Origin of the sequence: Mesorhizobium sp. M9A.F.Ca.ET.002.03.1.2, from assembly GCF_003952365.1 — a bacterium.
Taxonomy (GTDB): domain Bacteria; phylum Pseudomonadota; class Alphaproteobacteria; order Rhizobiales; family Rhizobiaceae; genus Mesorhizobium.
Genome location: NZ_CP034443.1, coordinates 1,503,271 through 1,519,302 on the forward strand (window position 1 = coordinate 1,503,271; position 16,032 = coordinate 1,519,302).

The following is a 16,032-nucleotide window of genomic DNA, read 5'->3' on the forward strand; positions in this document are numbered from 1 at the left end:
ACCTGCCACGCGGAAGTCGCGCCAATGGCGATGTCCGCTTCGTCCACAAGCCGCTGTTCCGCGCGTTCGCGTTGGACATCCGCCCATCTGCGCTAGCTGTTTGATTTTTTGATCCTAGTCCAGCGTCCGTCGGAACCGCAGCAGTGCCGTGCCCGCAAATACCACCACGAACAACAGCAGCCAGCCAACCTCGGCCCCTATCGCACTGAAGTCGGCGCCTTTCAGCATCACTGCCCGGGTAATGCGCAGGAAATGCGTCAGCGGGAAAATCTCGCCCAGGACCTGTGCCCAGCCCGGCATGCCGCGATAGGGAAACATAAAGCCGGACAGCAGCAACGATGGCAGGAAGAAGAAAAACGTAAGCTGCATCGCCTGCATTTGCGAACGCGCCATGGTCGAGATCGTGTAGCCGAGCAGCACCAGCGAAAGCACGAAAACAAGCACGGTCGACAGAAGAAGCGTCAGGGAGCCGACGAACGGAATGCTGAACAGCAGCTTCGCCGCCACCAGCACCACCGCGACTTGCACCGCGCCGACGACAAGGAAAGGCAGCACCTTGCCCAACATGATTTCGGCTGGGCTGGACGGCATCGCCAGAAGATTCTCCATCGTGCCGCGTTCGGTTTCACGGGTAAGCGCTATTGCCGTCATCATCACCATGGTCATCTGCAAGATGACGCCGAGCAGGCCGGGCACGATGTTGTATTGCGAGATGCCTTCCGGATTGTAACGCTGGTGCACCACCACCTGCAGCTGCTCCTTGGCGTTTTCAGCGGCGGTCGCTTGCATGCCCTGCGCACGCAGCAGTGCCTGGCTCGCCACCTTGCTCAGTGTCGAAACGGCGCCGCTCGCCGCCGATGGATCGGTTGCATCGGCCTCGATCAGGATTTGCGGGCTGTCGCCGCGCTCGACCCGTCGGGCGAAGTCGGCGGGGATGGTGACGACGAAAGAGACGGCGCCCTTGGCCATCAGCGCTTCGGCCTCGGCGGCGCTCTGCGCCACATGGTCGAAACGGTAGTAGCCTGTCATCTGCAGGGCGGAGGCCATGGCGCGCGTATACTGGTCGTTGCTCATCGCCACGAGCGCTGTCGGCAGGCTCTTGGGATCGCTGTTGATGGCAAATCCGAACAGCACCAGCTGCATCAGCGGCACGCCCAGCATCATGGCGAAGGTGATGCGGTCGCGCCGCATCTGGATGAACTCCTTGATCAGCAGCGCGCCGAGCCGAGCGAAGGAGAAGACGCTGTTTATCCCGTTTTTCATCCCATGTTGTCCTTCGAGCCGGACATGAACTGGATGAACACATCCTCCAGACTGGTCTCGCCCGGCGTCACCGTCACGCTCTTGTGCTGTTTTTCAACATCGGCAAGCGCGGCCTGAAGCGCCTCCTTGTCGGAGCCGACGACATGCAGAGTGGCGCCGAACGGCGCTACCTGGTCGACGCCGGGGCGGCCTTCGAGCGCGGCCGCAACCTTATCGAGGCGCGGGCCTTGCACGACGAATGTCGTCAGACCGGCATTCCTGACCACCTCGTCGACCGTGCCGGTGGCCAGCAGCTTGCCATAGGAGATATAGCTGATGCGGTGGCAGCGCTCGGCCTCGTCCATGTAATGGGTGGAGACCAGCACGGTCAGTCCGCCGCTGGCCAGCCGATGGATCTCATCCCAGAATTCGCGCCGCGCCTTCGGATCGACGCCCGCCGTCGGCTCATCGAGCAGCAGCAATTTCGGCTGGTGCATGATGCAGGCGGCCAGCGCCAGCCGCTGCTTCCATCCGCCGGACAGCGTGCCGGCCAGCTGGTCCTTGCGCGAGGCGAGGCCGAGCTCCTCCAGCGTCCTGCCGACGTGTCCGTCGAGCGGCTTCAACCCGTAGAGCCGCGCCACGAATTCGAGATTCTCGGCGATGGTCAGATCCTCGTAGAACGAGAACTTCTGCGTCATGTAGCCGACTTCGCGCTTGATCTTCAAACTGTCGGTGCGGATGTTGAAGCCGAGCACCGTGCCCTCGCCCTCATCCGGCGTCAGCAGGCCACACATGATGCGGATGGTCGTCGTCTTGCCCGAACCGTTCGGGCCGAGGAAGCCGACGATCTCGCCTTCGGCCACCGTCATCGTCACATGGTCGACGACGGTCTTGTCGCCAAAGCGCTTGACCAGGCCATGGACATCGATGGCGTTCATTTGCTGGTATCCGCAAGATCGACATCGACGATCTGCCCCGGCTGCAGCACGCTGGCCTCGCCTTCCGGCCGCGCCTCGACGAGATAGACCAGCTTCTGCCGGGTCTCGAGCGAGTAAATCACCGGCGGCGTGAATTCCGGGTCCGGCGACACGTAGCTGACCCGTGCCTTCACGTCAGGTCCGCAGCCGTCGCAACGGACATTAAGCAGCGCTCCGACCCTTATCGACGAGAACGCATTTTCCGGCACATAGACGCTGAGCTTCATGGCACCGTCCGGCAACATCGAAATGACCGGCGCGGTCGGGCCGGCCGTGTCGCCCGGATTGCGGATCACGTCGTTGACACGGCCGGGCGACGGCGCCGCCAGTACGCGCTTCGACAGCCGCCATCGCGCTTGCTCCAGCGCCGATTGCGCTTGATTGACCTGATTCTCGGCGGCCTTGATCGTCTCCGGCCGTGCCGGCAGGCCGCCGACGGCGAGATTGGCCTCCGCCTGGCCGACCTGCGCGTTGGCCGTTTCCAGCGTGGCGGAAGCCGTGTCGTAATCGGCCTGCGTGCCGGTGCCCCGTTTGAACAGGTCGCTGGCGCGGCTGTATCTGCGTTTGGCATCGGCGGCCTGCGCCTTGGCCATGTCGACCTGCGCCTTGAGCACCTCGATCTCTTCCGGCCGCTTGCCGACCTGCAGATCGGCGAGTTGCGCCTGCGCCTGGGCAAGGGCCGCCTCGGCTTGCGCGACAGCTATTCTTGCGTCGGCGCTTTCCAGCGTCACCACCGGCGTGCCTGGTTCGACGCGGTCGCCGCGCTTGACCGCGACCGTCTCGACCTGCGCCACCTCGATCGGCGCGAGCAGCACATAGTCGCCCTCGACATAGCCGACGGCGAGCGGCGCCGCCGGTGCGCAGGCGCTGAAAAGCAGGGCGGCGAGCGGTAGGGAGCAAAGAAAACTCATGATCTACGATCCTTCCGGGCGGCCAATATGGCCCCAAGGTTATCCGTCACCACAGTCACCACCTTGGCGGCCTCGTCATTGCCGATCCCGCGCCAGCCCATGCGGCGCATCACCGCTTCGCGGCCGATGCGGAAATAGATGACCTGGCCGATCAGCGTGAACACGGTGAGCCGGGTAGCCTCGCTTTCTGCCGCTTCGCCCGTAGCCTGTTCCCAGATCAGGCAGAGCCGGCGATGCGTTGGCTCGAACACGCCGTCATAGATGCGGTCGAGGGCCGCCGTAGGATGCGAAAGCTCGCGCAGGACGAATTGCACGATCTCGCCGGCCTCCGGCCTTGCCACGACAAACATCACCATCCGCTCCAGCGCGGTGAAGAGTTGTGCCCGCGCCGCTTCGGGGTCGCTTGGCGCCTGCAGATTGCCGATCGCCTGGCCGGCAATGGTCTGGATGGTGTCGACGATATAATCGGCCGCTGCAGCGCGAAGTCCTTCCTTGCTGCCGAAGTGATAGGCAATCGAGCCGATATTGGCCTTGGCCTCAGCCGCGATCTCGCGCGTCGAGGTGCCGTCGAACCCTTGCCGTCCGAACAGCTTCAGCGCCGCGCGGACAAGTGCCGCGCGCGTCTTGTCGGCGGGAGATACCTCGCGACGCGGAATTTTGGCGTTTGTTGACTTGCTCATGGTGAGCAATTTAATCAATCGAATGATTAACGTCAACCCTAGCCTATCTCCACCTTGCCATCTCCAGCCGCACGCGCTTTAGTGCTGGCCATGGTCAAGGAAATAGAGCGCAAGTTCCTGGTCTCCGGCAATGAGTGGCGGGATCTGGTCGAGGCGGACATCCGCATTCGCCAGTTCTATCTCGCTGCCGCGCCCGGCCGCTCGGTGCGCGTGCGCATCAGCGACGGCGCCTTGGCCAAGCTGACGCTCAAATTCGGCAGCGGACCCCGCGAACGCGACGAATTCGAATATCCGATCCCTCTGGCGGAGGCGCAAGAGATGCTGGCCTTCGCGATCGGGCGTGTCATCGAGAAGACACGCCACCATGTTAGGCATCGCGGCTATCTCTATGAAGTCGATGTTTTCGGCGGGATGCTTAGCGGTCTGGTGGTCGCCGAGCTCGAGACGTCCGAGGACGTGCCGGACGAACTGCTGCCAGATTGGCTCGGCCGCGAAGTCACCGGCGAGCAGAGATTCTACAACGCGTCGCTCGCCCTTGGGGGGATTCCGGAGATCGCCGCATGAGCTATCGCATCGATCCACGCCTGCCGTTGACCGGGGAAGTCAGGCGCATTCTCGCCGAGGAGATCGGCAAGGCGCTTGTTCATCTGGACGCGGCGCGCGACAGGCCGGAACAAGGGCTGCACAAGTGCCGTAAGCGGCTGAAGAACGTCCGCGCCCTGCTGCGCCTGGTCCGTTCCGGAGACGAAACATTCTGCGTGACCGAAAACCAGTGCTACCGACAGGTGGCGGCTCTGCTTGCCGGTCCGCGCGAGGCGACTGCGCTGGTTGAAACAATCGACCGGCTGGCGGCAAGCTTTCCCGAACAGAGCGCCGGCGGCGGTCTCGATGCCGTTCGCGAGACGGTCGTCGCGCGCCAGCACGAATTGCATAGCGGTGCCGGCCTCGACGCTGCGATAAACGCCGCGATCGCCGCTTGCGAGGAGGGCATCAGCCGGACCGACAGGTTGGCCTTGCCCGACCAGCCCGAACAGGCCGCCGATGTGCTTGCCGAAGGCGCCCGCATCACCTTGCGTCGTGCCAAAAAGGCGCTGGACAAGGCCGGCTCCCGCGGCGAGGCCGACGATTTCCACGATCTGCGTAAGGCGGCAAAGACCCACGGCATGCACCTGTCGCTGCTCGGAAGGCTATGGCCGACGCCGATCAAGGCGCGGCGCAAGGCGGTTGACGAACTCGGCGAAAAACTGGGCGAACTGCATGATGTGTTCGTCATGCGTGCACTTCTCGATGCCGACGACCGGCCGCTCGGCTCTCCTCAAGAAACGCGGCTCCTGGGCAAGCTTTTGAAACGTTCGGAGAAAAGCCTGAAAAAGGCCTGTCTCGCCGCGGCAGCTGATCTGTTCGGCGACAGCCCCAAGCGCTCGACAAGGAAACTTGCGCGCAAGGCGCGCGACGATCTGGCCGCCGCGCCGTGCGAAGACGCCAGCGCGCCCGGCACCGCTGGCTGACGCGTTCCTCCGGTTCGGGATCATGGTCTAGACCGCCGGCTTGTGGTAATCGCCGTCTGGCATGATCGAGACCGGTGACACGCTTCTGGACCGACTTGGGCGCTGGCTTGCCGGCCGGCTGCAGGAGGAATCGTCCGGCTACGAGCCTTACACGCCGTCCGATGCCGAAACGCTGCGCCGAACGCTCGAGCCCGGCGACATCCTGCTCATCGAGGGCAACCAGAAGATCTCGGCGGCGATCAAATACCTGACCCAGTCGACCTGGTCGCATGCGGCCTTCTATGTCGGCGATGCCTTGCCCGAACCGGCGGACGGATCGGAACGACGGCGCCTGATCGAGGTCACGCTTGGCGAGGGCTGCATCGCTGTGCCGCTGTCGCGCTACCGCACCTACAACACGCGCATCTGCCGGGCGAGCGGCCTGGCGCCGGAAGATCGCGACAAGGTCGTTGCCTTCATGATCGGCAAGCTTGGCCTCAGATACGACCTCAAGAACATCTTCGACATGCTGCGTTATTTCTTGCCAACGCCGCCGGTACCGGTGCGCTGGCGCCGCCGCATGCTGGCTTTCGGCTCCGGCGATCCGACACGGGCCATCTGCTCGTCACTGATTGCCGAGGCCTATGGCCAGATCCGCTATCCCATCCTGCCCGAGATCACCCAGGCGCCCGGCCGCGCCTCGGCCCAGTCGAACTATTCGCGCAAGGAAATCCTGCACATCCGCCACCACTCGCTCTACACGCCGCGCGATTTCGACCTGTCGCCCTACTTCCGCATCGTCAAGCCGACGCTGGAATACGGGTTCGACTACCGGCAGATGATTTGGGGCGACAAGGCTGCCGGTGCGGAGACCAAGGTCACCGAATAGTAGCTCGTCTATGCTAGCAGCGGGTGTCGTCCCTTCGCGGCGGCAGCGGACCGGTCATTCGCTTGCGCGCCGGCATCGCGTGGATGCGGCCCGATCGGCATGATCACTGGGAACGGCGTTGCACCAAAAGCAAAAGTCCATTTGTAACCGACCAGCCCGTCTTCGGGCGTCGTGTGCTGGTCGTGATGGGCAAGCAGCTTGGCGCGGTCCGCCAGTTCCTCCGCCTCGCGCCTCACCATTTCCGCCGTCTCCGGCCGCATCCGCCTGGAGAAGCTGACGAACGTCGCCTCACGCTCCAGATGCGTGATCGCCCAGCCGACGAAATTCTTGTTGGTCATCTCGAAAAGCGGCCTGAGCGGCCCTTCGAAATTCCACTGGATGGGCGTCTCGACCAGTAGCCGGGCCGACAGGCCACGGCCGAGCGCGACTAGGCCCAGTTCCTCCAGGTCACGCAGATAGAGGAACATCGAAGCCTCGCTCAACCCTTGTGAGCGCATGATGCCTTCGGGCGTGAATTTTTCGGAAAGCATGACGAAGATGAAGAGCAGCGCCGGCCGACCGGCGAGCTTGCGTTCGATCTCCGGCGCGATGTGATTGACGGGGCCAGGCCCCCTGTTCATCGAGCCGAGCACGTTTTCCAGCTCGACGCCGGCAGCGGTGCAGATCTCCATCAGCCGGTCGAGTTTGCAGTTGCGTTCGTGAAACATACGCTTCACCGTCGGCTCGGAAACGCCCATGCGCTCGGCAAGCACACGATAGCTGACGCCTTTGGCCTTCAGCGTCCGCTTCAGCGCCTCGAAGATCAGGCCGTTCATGGGATGCACCTCGTTCGCGCGATTTGGTATCGATATTCGATACTAGATGCAATCGACCTTCCAGAAAAGTATCGAATTGCCTAGCTCTTCGCCACCACGCAGGAGACTATAGCCATGAAGACTTTCATCACCTCGACATTCCTCGCCATCGTCGGTGCCGTGTCGCTGCCCGCTGCCCAGGCCGGCGAAATCTGGCGCGCCTCCGGTCTCGAACAGCCTGAATCGGCGCTCTTCGACGCAGCCAACAACCGCATCATCGTCTCCAACATCATCGGCAATCCTCTCGAGGCCGACGGCAACGGCTATTTGTCGGTGCTGTCCCCGGATGGCAAGACGATCACCCGGCACTGGACCGGGCGTATGGATGCGCCCAAAGGCATGGCGATCTCCGGCGGCAAGCTTTATGTCGCAGACATCACGAAAATCCGCGTCGTCGATCTCGCCAGCGGCAAGCTCGTCTCGACCATCGACGTACCGAATGCCGTCTTCCTCAACGACGTGACCGCAGACGCTTCCGGCAAAGTCTATGTCACCGACATGCTGGCCGATGCGATCTACCGCATCGATGGCGACAAGCCGGAACTGTTCGTCAGAGATGCGACACTTGCTTCGCCCAATGGCATTTTCGCCGATGGCGGCCGGTTGATCGTCGCGTCCTGGGGCAAGGGCATCAAATCAGACTTCAGCACCGCCGAGCCGGGCGGCCTGCTTGCAGTCGATCTCGCCACGAAGGCGGTCACGCCGCTGCCCGGCGCGCAAAAATTTGCCGACCTCGACGGCGTCATCGCCAACGGCGACAGCATCTACGCCACCGCCTACATGACCGGCACGCTCTATCGCTACAAGGACGGCGGCACGCCCGAGGTGGTTGCGCATCTCAAGCCGGGCAGCGCCGACATCGGCACCGACGGCGAAAGGATCTTCGTGCCGTTGATGAGCGAGGGCGAGGTGGCGGCGCTGACGCTCGACTGAGAAATGCCTGATCGCTAGCCTGCCCCACGGCCGGCGATCAGATCGCGGACGGATCGCTGTTCTGAGCCGAAGCTCTCCCGTCGGTTCAGGCGTCATCTCCCTGCCCGCGCCGTCGCTGTAGCGTCCGTGCGGCGAGCCAGCACAGCATCGCCCAGGCGAAGCCGGCGCACCACCCGGCCAGCACGTCGGACGGCCAATGAACGCCGAGATAGATGCGGCTGATGCCGACCAGCACTGTCGTAAGCACGGCAAGTGCCAGCACATAGATCTTCGTCGTCCGCCCAGGCAGGAAGCGCGCCGCCATGCTGCCCAGCGTGAGATAGGTCACCGCCGACAGCATGGCATGGCCGCTCGGGAAGGAGAGCGACGCCACGTCGGCGAGATGCGAGACGAGCTCCGGGCGCGGCCGGTCGATACCGGCTTTCAGCAGGCTCGACAGAGCCTGACCACCCGCCACCGCCACGAAGATGAGAAGCGCTGTTCCCTGCCTGCGGATCAGGAGCAGATAGACGGTCACTGCCACTGTGATTAGCCCGAGCACGCTGACGCTGCCGAGACTGGTGATGTCGCGCATCGCCCCTTCCAGCCACGCCGGGCCGACCGGATTGTCGGGCTGGCCGGCTTCGCGGAAGGCGAGCAGGATTTCGGTATCGAAGGCGTGCGGGGTGGTGGCTAGCGCCGCCTCCATCAGCTCCTCGAACCCCCACAACCCGCCGGCAATGACCAGCCCGGCCAGCAACACCGGGAATTCGATCCAGTTGAGCAGCGGGTTCTTCATCGAGCCGATCGTCCCCTAACGCCGCGCATCCTTTTTGGACATGCAAAAGGACGCTGTAGCGCTTTGATTCTTGTGCCATGACCCCAAGAAAATCGATTTCGATCTTGGGATCATGCGCAACTACAGTCTTTGCAGATAGGGACCGAGCGTGATCAGCGCTACTGCCGCGACAGCGAGCACAATGCCGGTCGCCTGCAAGGCGTTGACGCGCTCGCCGAAGAAAGCCAGTGCCACCGCGTTCACCGACACCAGCTGAATCACCGCCGACAGGCTGAACGACACCGACATGCCGAATTCCCGGATCAGCCTCAGCATGACCAGATTGCCCAGCGAATAGAGCACCAGCGTGAGCGCGATCTTGCCGAAGCTTGGCGCCAGTCCCCATTGCTTCGCCGCCGTCGCCGCCAGCAGGAAGATCACTGTCGAAATGCCGAGCTGCACAGTCCCCAGAAACTCACTTTTCACCCCTCCTGATGCGGCCTTTGCCGCGCCTGCCGCAGATCTTGTTTCCGAAGCGTCGGTCGCGGTCAAGCGGGCTGATCAAGGACACGAATCGGAGGTGGAAATTGGCCGGCAACGTCATCAAACTGTGATCTGCTGGCGATACGCGGTCGGATAGGCAGCACGCTCCAGCCATCCCGAAGAAGCCAGAGGCAAGCCCATGACCGGACATCTTTCCCCAAACGCCCATTTCCGCACCAGCCTGCTTGAGGAAAACGATGGGCCAGGAGCCAATCGTACCGACAACCGCACGATGGGTGAGATCATCGCCGCGCGTTTCTCGCGCCGTGGCTTCCTGCAGGGATCGCTCGCGGCAACCGCCATCGCCGTTACCGTCAGCCCGCTCGCGCTGATCCTCGCCGACGATGCCCGCGCCGGCGGCGGCTCGGCCTTCACCTTCGACGAGGTCGAGGCGGGCATCGATGACAAGCACCATGTCGCCGCCGGGTACGACGCCGACGTGCTGTTGCGCTGGGGCGATCCGCTGTTTGCCGATTCGCCGGAATTCGATCCGACAAAACAGTCGTCGGACGCCCAGGCCAAACAATTCGGCTACAACAACGACTATGTCGGCTATATTCCGCTCGACGGATCGGCCGAGCATGGCCTGCTGGTGGTCAACCACGAATACACCAACCCGCATCTGATGTTCCCGGGCCTCGTCACCATCGTCGAGGGCGAGGCCAAGCAGGCGCCGCTGAGCAAGGAACAGGTCGATGTCGAGATGGCCGCGCATGGCGGCACCATCGTCGAGATCCGCAAGGTATCAGGCAAATGGCAAGTGGTGCGCGACGGCAAGCTCAACCGCCGCATCACCTCCAATACCGAGATGGCGCTGTCCGGCCCGGTCGCCGGCCACGACCGCGTCAAGACCAGTGCGGACCCGACAGGGACGAAAGTCATCGGCACCGTCAATAATTGCGCCGGCGGCGTCACGCCGTGGGGCACCTATGTCATGGCCGAGGAAAACATCCATGGCTATTTCTCGGGCGAGCTGCCGGAAGGCCACAAGGAAGCGGCCAATAACAAGCGCCTGGGCATTCCTGAAGGCTCCTATGAATGGGCGGCGCATTACGACCGTTTCGACATCGGCAAAGAACCGAACGAGCCCAACCGCTTCGGCTGGATCGTCGAGGTCGACGTCGACGATCCGACCTCGATGCCAAAGAAGCGCACCGCTATGGGCCGCTTCAAGCACGAGGGCGCCGAATCGATCGTCGCCGGGGATGGCCGGGTCGTCTTCTATCTCGGCGACGACGAGCGCTTCGACTATGTCTACAAGTTCGTCACTACAGGCACGTTCAACCCCGATGATCGCACCGCCAACATGGATCTTCTCGACGACGGCACGCTCTACGTCGCCAAATTCGCCGAGGACGGTACGCTTGAATGGCTACCGCTGGCTCACGGCCAGGGCCCGTTGACCGCCGAAAACGGCTTTGCCAGCCAAGCCGACGTGTTGATCGAAACGCGCCGTGCCGCCGATCTGCTTGGCGCCACCAAGATGGACCGCCCCGAGGACATCCAGCCCAATGCCGCCAATGGCAAGGTCTATGTCATGCTGACCAACAATTCGAAGCGCAAGGCCGACCAGGTCGACGCCGCCAACCCGCGCGCCGAAAACGCCTTCGGCCACATCATCGAGATCGTTGAGGACGGTGGCGATTTCACCGCCACCAAGGGCAAGTGGGAAGTGCTCCTGAAATGCGGCGATCCTTCGGTGGCTGAGGTCGGCGCCACCTTCTCGACGGCAACCAGCGCCAACGGCTGGTTCGGCATGCCGGACAATTGCGCCGTCGATTCGGCCGGCCGTCTCTGGGTCGCCACCGACGGCCAGGGTCCGAAAGCCACCGGCCGCACCGACGGCCTGTGGGCGGTCGATACGGAAGGACCGGCGCGAGCCACCTCGAAGCTGTTCTTCCGCGTACCGATCGGCGCCGAAATGTGCGGTCCGCTGTTCGCGCCGGACGACCAGACCGCCTTCGTCGCCGTCCAGCATCCGGCCGACGGCGGCGAAGACTGGGAGGCTTTTGGCCGTCCCTCCTATTATGAGGACTTGTCGACCCGCTGGCCCGACTTCAAACCCGATATGCCGGTGCGGCCGTCGGTCGTCGCCATCACCAAACAGGGCGGCGGCAAGATCGCGGTCTAGAGTCCATGTCGCTCTAAGGCGCACGCCGATAATCGTGAAGGAGGGGTTCGGCTCGACCGAAGCCCCTCCTTTTTTATGCCCAATTGTCAGGTTTTATGCTCCCGCTCAAGTATCGCTGCCGCCAATTCATCGGTGTTCACCGCGCCGGTTGCGTTCTGTTGGGCACATGCGCGATATGATCGACAATCAGACCGCCCAAAGCGATTGATTCGGAGCCCGCGGGCTGGCGGGTATTCTTAATACCGAAGCGCGGCACGCGGAATCTCGATCATGCCCTCCTTGCGCATCCATTTCGATCGCCTGCTCGAAGGCGCCGCGCCCAAGGTCCCCCGGCAGGAGCTGACGCATATCGAGCGCTTGGCGCTGGTCCGCCGGCACGGCGATTTTTCGCTCGCCTATTCGACCGCCGTCCAGCGCAGCCTATCCTATTTCGGCGATGCCGATGGCTACATCGCCTTCGGCACCAAGATGAAGCAGCATTTCGCGCTCGGCGATCCGGTGGTTCGCCCGCCCGACAGGCCCGGCTACATCAGGCGTTTCGTCGAAAGTGCCGGCAACCCCTGGTTCGTGCAGATCGGCGAGCAGACGGCGCGCGTTCTGGCTGGACTCGGATACCGGGTCAATCGTCTCGGTGTCGATACGCGGCTGCTCCTGCCCGCCCACGACTTTTCCGGAAAGCGCAACGAAACCGTGCGCTACTCCGAGCGCTGGCTCTTGAAGAAAGGGTTTTCCTTTGCCGAGGACAAGCGCACCATCTTTCCCGACGAGATCCGGCGGCTCTCGCAGAATTGGCGGGCCGACCGCATCGTCAAACGATGGGAGATGGCCTTCCTCAACCGCCCCTTTGACGATCATTTTGGCGTCGATATGCGCCGCTTCGTCCTGCATGGCCCGGATGGCGAGCTCGTTGCCTTGCTCGACTTCGATCCCCTGTTCAGCGGCGGCAAGGTGATCGGCTACACCACCTCGTTCAAGCGCAAGCATGTCGATGCCACGTCGCATGCCGAGATCGGCTTGACCAAATTCGCGGTCGACCGCTTCCGCGAGCAAGGCGTCTCCATCGTCACGCTCGGCCTGTCGCCGCTTGTCGACATCGGACCCAGCGGATTTACCGAAAGCGACTTCTGGCGCGCCACCTTCCGGCGCGCCTATGACTCGCCATGGATCAATCGCCGCAAGTTCAACCTGCAGGGGCAGGCTGCCTTCAAGCGCCGCTTCCACGGCATCGAGGAGCCGACCTACGTCGCCTTCCGCAAGGGGACCCCCATCGAGATGCTGGGATTGCTCCGCCTGGTCAAGGCAATTTGAACGTTTTTAGTTCCGCAACCGGTAGCCGGTCCTGAAGATCCACGCGACGATCGCTATGCAGGCCAGCAGGAAGACGACCGTCATGCCGAGGCTGATGCCGATCGAGACGTCGGACTTGCCGTAGAAACTCCAGCGAAAGCCGCTGACCAGATAGAGGACAGGGTTGAACAACGTCACCGTGCGCCAGATGCCGGGCAGCATGTCGATCGAATAGAAGCTGCCGCCAAGGAAGGTCAGCGGCGTGATGATCAACAGCGGCACTAGCTGCAGCTGCTCGAAGCTCTTCGCCCAGATGCCGATGATGAAACCGAACAGGCTGAAGGTCACCGCCGTCAGCACCAGGAAGGCGAGCATCCAGACCGGATGCTCGATGGTCAGCGGCACGAACAACCCTGCGGTCGCCAGGATGATCAGGCCGAGTATGATCGACTTGGTCGCCGCACCCCCGACATAGGCAAGGATGATCTCCAGATAGGACACCGGCGCCGACAGCAGCTCGTAGATCGAGCCGACGAATTTCGGGAAATAGATGGCGAAGGACGCATTGGAGATCGACTGCGTCAGCAGCGACAGCATGATCAGCCCCGGCACGATGAAGGCGCCGTAGCTGACGCCGTCGATCTCGGTAATACGCGAGCCGATGGCCGAGCCGAAGACGACGAAATAGAGCGATGTCGAGATGACGGGCGAGACGATGCTCTGCAGCACGGTCCGAAAGGCGCGCGCCATCTCCATCTTGTAGATCGCCCAGACTGCTCGCAGGTTCATGCGTCCTTCCTCACCAGGTTGACGAAGATCTCCTCGAGCGAGCTGTTTTGCGTGTCGATATCGCGGAACTGGATGCCGGCCGCTTCGATGTCGCGGAGCAGCGAGGCGACGCCCGGCCGTTCGCTCTGGTTGTCATAGGTGTATGTCAGCCGATCACCGTCCGGCGAAAGCTCCAGCGCATAGCGCGAAAACGTCTCGGGTATGGTGGCGAGCGGGCTCCGCAGTTCCAGCAACAGCCGCTTGCGGCCGAGCGTGCGCATCAGTTCGGCCTTGTCCTCGACCAACACGATCTCGCCGCGATTGATGACGCCGACCCGGTCGGCCATCGCCTCGGCCTCCTCGATATAGTGCGTGGTCAGAATGATGGTGACGCCATCCTCGCGCAGCCGGCGCACCATCGCCCACATATCCTGGCGCAGCTCGACGTCGACGCCGGCCGTCGGCTCGTCGAGGAACAGCACCCTCGGTTCGTGCGACAGCGCCTTGGCGATCATCAGCCGCCGCTTCATGCCGCCGGACAGCGTGATCGCCTTGGCGTCCTTCTTGTCCCACAACGACAGGTCGCGCAGCACTTTCTCGACGAAGGCATGGTCAGCCGGCTTGCCGAACAGGCCGCGGCTGTAGTTGACCGTCGCCCACACGCTCTCGAATGCGTCGATGGTCAGTTCCTGCGGCACCAGCCCGATCAGGCTGCGCGCGGTGCGATAATCCCGGCTGATGTCGCTGCCGTCCACGGTGACCGTGCCCGACGAGCGGTTGACGATACCGCAGACGATCGAGATCAGCGTCGTCTTGCCGGCGCCGTTCGGCCCGAGCAGCGCAAAGATCTCGCCGCGCTCGATATCGAGGTTGATCTCCTTCAGCGCCTTGAAACCGGTCGCGTAGGTCTTGGTGACCCCGGAAATGGAAATGATGGATGGCATGACTGAAAAACGGCTGCTTGAAAGAAGAACTGTTGATTTTGGTCCGCTGAATGTCGGTGCGCGCAGCCGGAAGTCAATGGCACTCCTGACAGTTCTGGACATTGGCGGCGCAAGAGACTGATCGGAAGATGTAAATTTGCATTTCCATATCCTTTGACCCCAAGATCCCCATGACCCTGCGGCGTTCCGCCTCGCGTGACGCCACGCCGCTTTGACGTTTGACGCATCCGGCATATCTTCCTTGATATAACCGCAGCCGGAGCCCGCCATGGACCCGCTCATGTTGTCGCGCATTCAGTTCGGCGCGAACATCTCGTTCCACATCCTGTTTCCGGCCATCACCATCGCGCTTGGCTGGGTGCTGCTGTTCTTCAAGCTTCGCTACAACGCCACCGGCGATTCCGCCTGGATGCGCGCCTATTTCACCTGGGTGAAGGTGTTCGCGTTGTCATTCGCCATGGGCGTGGTTTCGGGCGTCACCATGAGCTTCCAGTTCGGCACCAACTGGCCCGGTTACATGGAGACTGTCGGCAACATCGCCGGCCCACTGCTCGCCTATGAGGTCCTCACCGCCTTCTTCCTCGAGGCAGCGTTCCTTGGAATCATGCTGTTCGGCTTTCGCCGCGTCTCCAATCGCATCCACACGCTGGCAACCGTGCTGGTGGCTGGCGGCACCACTTTGTCCGCCTTCTGGATCATCGCGCTCAATTCGTGGATGCAGACGCCGGTCGGCTTCGAGATGCGCGATGGCGTAGCGCACGCCACCGACTGGTGGGCGATCGTCTTCAACCCGTCCATGCCCTACCGGCTCGTCCACATGCTGCTTGCCTCGGGCTTGACGGTTTCGTTCCTGGTCGGCGGCCTGTCGGCGCTGCGCTATCTCTATGGCGACCGCTCGGAATCGATGTGGAAGGCATTACGCACCGGTGTCTTCACCGCGGCAATCCTGATCCCCATCCAGATCTTCGCCGGTGACCAGCATGGCCTCAACACGCTGGAGCATCAGCCGCAGAAGATCGCCGCCATGGAGGCCAACTGGAACACCGGTCCCAACGTGCCGCTGATCCTTTTCGCGCTCCCGGACGAAGCGGCAAGGGAGAACAGATTCGAAGTCACCATCCCCGACGGCGCCAGCCTCATCCTCAGGCACAGCGCCAGCGGCGTCGTGCCGGGGCTGAACGACTATGCCGGCGACCACCCGCCGGTCTTTCCGGTGTTCTGGGGTTTTCGCATCATGGTTGGTGTCGGGGTTCTTATGCTCGTCGTCTCCTGGTCGGCCGCCTTTTTCTTGAAGCGCCGTCACAGCCTGCCGAAGCCGCTGGCGCTGGTGATGGTGCCGATGGCGCTGTCCGGCTGGCTGGCGACGCTGGCCGGCTGGTACACCACCGAGATCGGCCGCCAGCCCTGGCTGGTCACCGGCGTGCTCAAGACCGCCGACGCAGTCGGCCCGGTCGCCGGCAGCCAGGTCGCGCTGTCGCTTGCGGTCTATCTCATCCTCTACGCGCTGCTCTTGATCGCCTATCTCGGCGTGCTGGTGCATCTGGCGCTGAAGGCGGCGAAGGACGGCGATGCCTCGCCGCTGCCGGGCGTCATGAACGCGGCGCTGTCGCAGCCGGCGGCGAAGTAGGA

The 16,032-nt window shown here is 63.1% G+C and carries 17 protein-coding genes; 8 read left to right on the forward strand and 9 right to left on the reverse strand.

Annotation, left to right across the window (positions count from 1 at the left end; translation table 11 throughout):
* Positions 1-114: 114 nt before the first annotated feature.
* The 4 genes from EJ066_RS07560 to EJ066_RS07575 are packed head-to-tail and all read right to left on the reverse strand — an operon-like array spanning position 115 to position 3,810.
* On the reverse strand, positions 115-1,263 hold the full coding sequence (locus EJ066_RS07560) for an ABC transporter permease (RefSeq protein WP_348629295.1): 1,149 nt from the start codon (positions 1,261-1,263) through the stop codon (positions 115-117).
* The gene (locus tag EJ066_RS07565) at positions 1,260-2,180 is read right to left on the reverse strand and encodes an ABC transporter ATP-binding protein (protein WP_126036373.1); all 921 of its coding nucleotides are present in this window, start codon (positions 2,178-2,180) and stop codon (positions 1,260-1,262) included. The genes EJ066_RS07560 and EJ066_RS07565 overlap by 4 nt, the downstream gene beginning before the upstream one ends.
* Positions 2,177-3,130, reverse strand: a complete 954-nt coding sequence (locus EJ066_RS07570) for an HlyD family efflux transporter periplasmic adaptor subunit (RefSeq protein WP_126036375.1) — start codon at positions 3,128-3,130, stop codon at positions 2,177-2,179. The genes EJ066_RS07565 and EJ066_RS07570 overlap by 4 nt, the downstream gene beginning before the upstream one ends.
* Entirely contained in the window at positions 3,127-3,810 is a 684-nt protein-coding gene (locus EJ066_RS07575) for a CerR family C-terminal domain-containing protein (RefSeq protein WP_126036377.1), read from the reverse strand. The genes EJ066_RS07570 and EJ066_RS07575 overlap by 4 nt, the downstream gene beginning before the upstream one ends.
* A gap of 90 nt (positions 3,811-3,900) precedes the next feature.
* Here EJ066_RS07575 and EJ066_RS07580 point away from each other — a divergent pair, with 90 nt between their 5' ends.
* From EJ066_RS07580 to EJ066_RS07590, 3 genes are all read left to right on the forward strand, one after another.
* Positions 3,901-4,374, forward strand: a complete 474-nt coding sequence (locus EJ066_RS07580; RefSeq protein ID WP_126036379.1) for a CYTH domain-containing protein — start codon at positions 3,901-3,903, stop codon at positions 4,372-4,374.
* Positions 4,371-5,318, forward strand: a complete 948-nt coding sequence (locus tag EJ066_RS07585; protein ID WP_126036381.1) for a CHAD domain-containing protein — start codon at positions 4,371-4,373, stop codon at positions 5,316-5,318. Before EJ066_RS07580 ends, EJ066_RS07585 begins: the two co-directional genes overlap by 4 nt.
* A 61-nt stretch (positions 5,319-5,379) precedes the next feature.
* Positions 5,380-6,186 (forward strand): YiiX/YebB-like N1pC/P60 family cysteine hydrolase, encoded by an 807-nt coding sequence (locus EJ066_RS07590; RefSeq protein ID WP_126036383.1) that lies wholly within the window; start codon positions 5,380-5,382, stop codon positions 6,184-6,186.
* A gap of 8 nt (positions 6,187-6,194) precedes the next feature.
* Here EJ066_RS07590 and EJ066_RS07595 read toward each other — a convergent pair whose 3' ends face one another.
* Entirely contained in the window at positions 6,195-7,001 is an 807-nt protein-coding gene (locus EJ066_RS07595; protein ID WP_245455094.1) for a helix-turn-helix transcriptional regulator, read from the reverse strand.
* Positions 7,002-7,115: 114 nt separating this feature from the next.
* Between EJ066_RS07595 and EJ066_RS07600 the strand changes: the two genes are divergently transcribed.
* Entirely contained in the window at positions 7,116-7,973 is an 858-nt protein-coding gene (locus tag EJ066_RS07600) for an SMP-30/gluconolactonase/LRE family protein (RefSeq protein WP_126036387.1), read from the forward strand.
* An 85-nt stretch (positions 7,974-8,058) separates the two neighbouring features.
* Here EJ066_RS07600 and EJ066_RS07605 read toward each other — a convergent pair whose 3' ends face one another.
* Positions 8,059-8,751, reverse strand: coding sequence for a phosphatase PAP2 family protein (locus tag EJ066_RS07605; protein ID WP_126036389.1), 693 nt, complete (start codon positions 8,749-8,751; stop codon positions 8,059-8,061).
* Positions 8,752-8,871: 120 nt separating this feature from the next.
* Positions 8,872-9,216, reverse strand: coding sequence for a hypothetical protein (locus EJ066_RS07610; RefSeq protein WP_245455095.1), 345 nt, complete (start codon positions 9,214-9,216; stop codon positions 8,872-8,874).
* Positions 9,217-9,412: 196 nt separating this feature from the next.
* Here EJ066_RS07610 and EJ066_RS07615 point away from each other — a divergent pair, with 196 nt between their 5' ends.
* Together EJ066_RS07615 and EJ066_RS07620 are read left to right on the forward strand one after the other, a co-directional pair.
* Positions 9,413-11,404 (forward strand): PhoX family phosphatase, encoded by a 1,992-nt coding sequence (locus EJ066_RS07615; protein WP_126036392.1) that lies wholly within the window; start codon positions 9,413-9,415, stop codon positions 11,402-11,404.
* A 270-nt stretch (positions 11,405-11,674) separates the two neighbouring features.
* Positions 11,675-12,712, forward strand: coding sequence for a phosphatidylglycerol lysyltransferase domain-containing protein (locus EJ066_RS07620; RefSeq protein ID WP_126036394.1), 1,038 nt, complete (start codon positions 11,675-11,677; stop codon positions 12,710-12,712).
* A gap of 6 nt (positions 12,713-12,718) precedes the next feature.
* On the opposite strand, the gene EJ066_RS07625 is transcribed toward EJ066_RS07620, so the two are convergent.
* On the reverse strand, positions 12,719-13,480 hold the full coding sequence (locus tag EJ066_RS07625; RefSeq protein ID WP_126036396.1) for an ABC transporter permease: 762 nt from the start codon (positions 13,478-13,480) through the stop codon (positions 12,719-12,721).
* Positions 13,477-14,403, reverse strand: a complete 927-nt coding sequence (locus EJ066_RS07630; protein WP_126036398.1) for an ABC transporter ATP-binding protein — start codon at positions 14,401-14,403, stop codon at positions 13,477-13,479. Before EJ066_RS07630 ends, EJ066_RS07625 begins: the two co-directional genes overlap by 4 nt.
* Between EJ066_RS07630 and EJ066_RS32345 the strand changes: the two genes are divergently transcribed.
* Positions 14,390-14,524: a hypothetical protein gene (locus EJ066_RS32345; protein WP_281035455.1), complete on the forward strand. Its 135-nt coding sequence runs from the start codon at positions 14,390-14,392 to the stop codon at positions 14,522-14,524. The genes EJ066_RS07630 and EJ066_RS32345 overlap by 14 nt on opposite strands.
* Positions 14,525-14,671: 147 nt before the next feature.
* Positions 14,672-16,030: a cytochrome ubiquinol oxidase subunit I gene (locus EJ066_RS07635; protein ID WP_126036400.1), complete on the forward strand. Its 1,359-nt coding sequence runs from the start codon at positions 14,672-14,674 to the stop codon at positions 16,028-16,030.
* Positions 16,031-16,032: the final 2 nt, after the last annotated feature.

Excerpts from the sequence above, each read along its gene's own strand:
- EJ066_RS07560 (WP_348629295.1), bottom strand. The coding sequence starts at position 1,263 with ATGAAAAACGGGATAAACAGCGTCTTCTCCTTCGCTCGGCTCGGCGCG.
- EJ066_RS07565 (WP_126036373.1), bottom strand. The coding sequence starts at position 2,180 with ATGAACGCCATCGATGTCCATGGCCTGGTCAAGCGCTTTGGCGACAAG.
- EJ066_RS07570 (WP_126036375.1), bottom strand. The coding sequence starts at position 3,130 with ATGAGTTTTCTTTGCTCCCTACCGCTCGCCGCCCTGCTTTTCAGCGCC.
- EJ066_RS07575 (WP_126036377.1), bottom strand. The coding sequence starts at position 3,810 with ATGAGCAAGTCAACAAACGCCAAAATTCCGCGTCGCGAGGTATCTCCC.
- EJ066_RS07580 (WP_126036379.1), top strand. The coding sequence starts at position 3,901 with ATGGTCAAGGAAATAGAGCGCAAGTTCCTGGTCTCCGGCAATGAGTGG.
- EJ066_RS07585 (WP_126036381.1), top strand. The coding sequence starts at position 4,371 with ATGAGCTATCGCATCGATCCACGCCTGCCGTTGACCGGGGAAGTCAGG.
- EJ066_RS07590 (WP_126036383.1), top strand. The coding sequence starts at position 5,380 with ATGATCGAGACCGGTGACACGCTTCTGGACCGACTTGGGCGCTGGCTT.
- EJ066_RS07595 (WP_245455094.1), bottom strand. The coding sequence starts at position 7,001 with ATGAACGGCCTGATCTTCGAGGCGCTGAAGCGGACGCTGAAGGCCAAA.
- EJ066_RS07600 (WP_126036387.1), top strand. The coding sequence starts at position 7,116 with ATGAAGACTTTCATCACCTCGACATTCCTCGCCATCGTCGGTGCCGTG.
- EJ066_RS07605 (WP_126036389.1), bottom strand. The coding sequence starts at position 8,751 with ATGAAGAACCCGCTGCTCAACTGGATCGAATTCCCGGTGTTGCTGGCC.
- EJ066_RS07615 (WP_126036392.1), top strand. The coding sequence starts at position 9,413 with ATGACCGGACATCTTTCCCCAAACGCCCATTTCCGCACCAGCCTGCTT.
- EJ066_RS07620 (WP_126036394.1), top strand. The coding sequence starts at position 11,675 with ATGCCCTCCTTGCGCATCCATTTCGATCGCCTGCTCGAAGGCGCCGCG.
- EJ066_RS07625 (WP_126036396.1), bottom strand. The coding sequence starts at position 13,480 with ATGAACCTGCGAGCAGTCTGGGCGATCTACAAGATGGAGATGGCGCGC.
- EJ066_RS32345 (WP_281035455.1), top strand. The coding sequence starts at position 14,390 with ATGATGGATGGCATGACTGAAAAACGGCTGCTTGAAAGAAGAACTGTT.
- EJ066_RS07630 (WP_126036398.1), bottom strand. The coding sequence starts at position 14,403 with ATGCCATCCATCATTTCCATTTCCGGGGTCACCAAGACCTACGCGACC.
- EJ066_RS07635 (WP_126036400.1), top strand. The coding sequence starts at position 14,672 with ATGGACCCGCTCATGTTGTCGCGCATTCAGTTCGGCGCGAACATCTCG.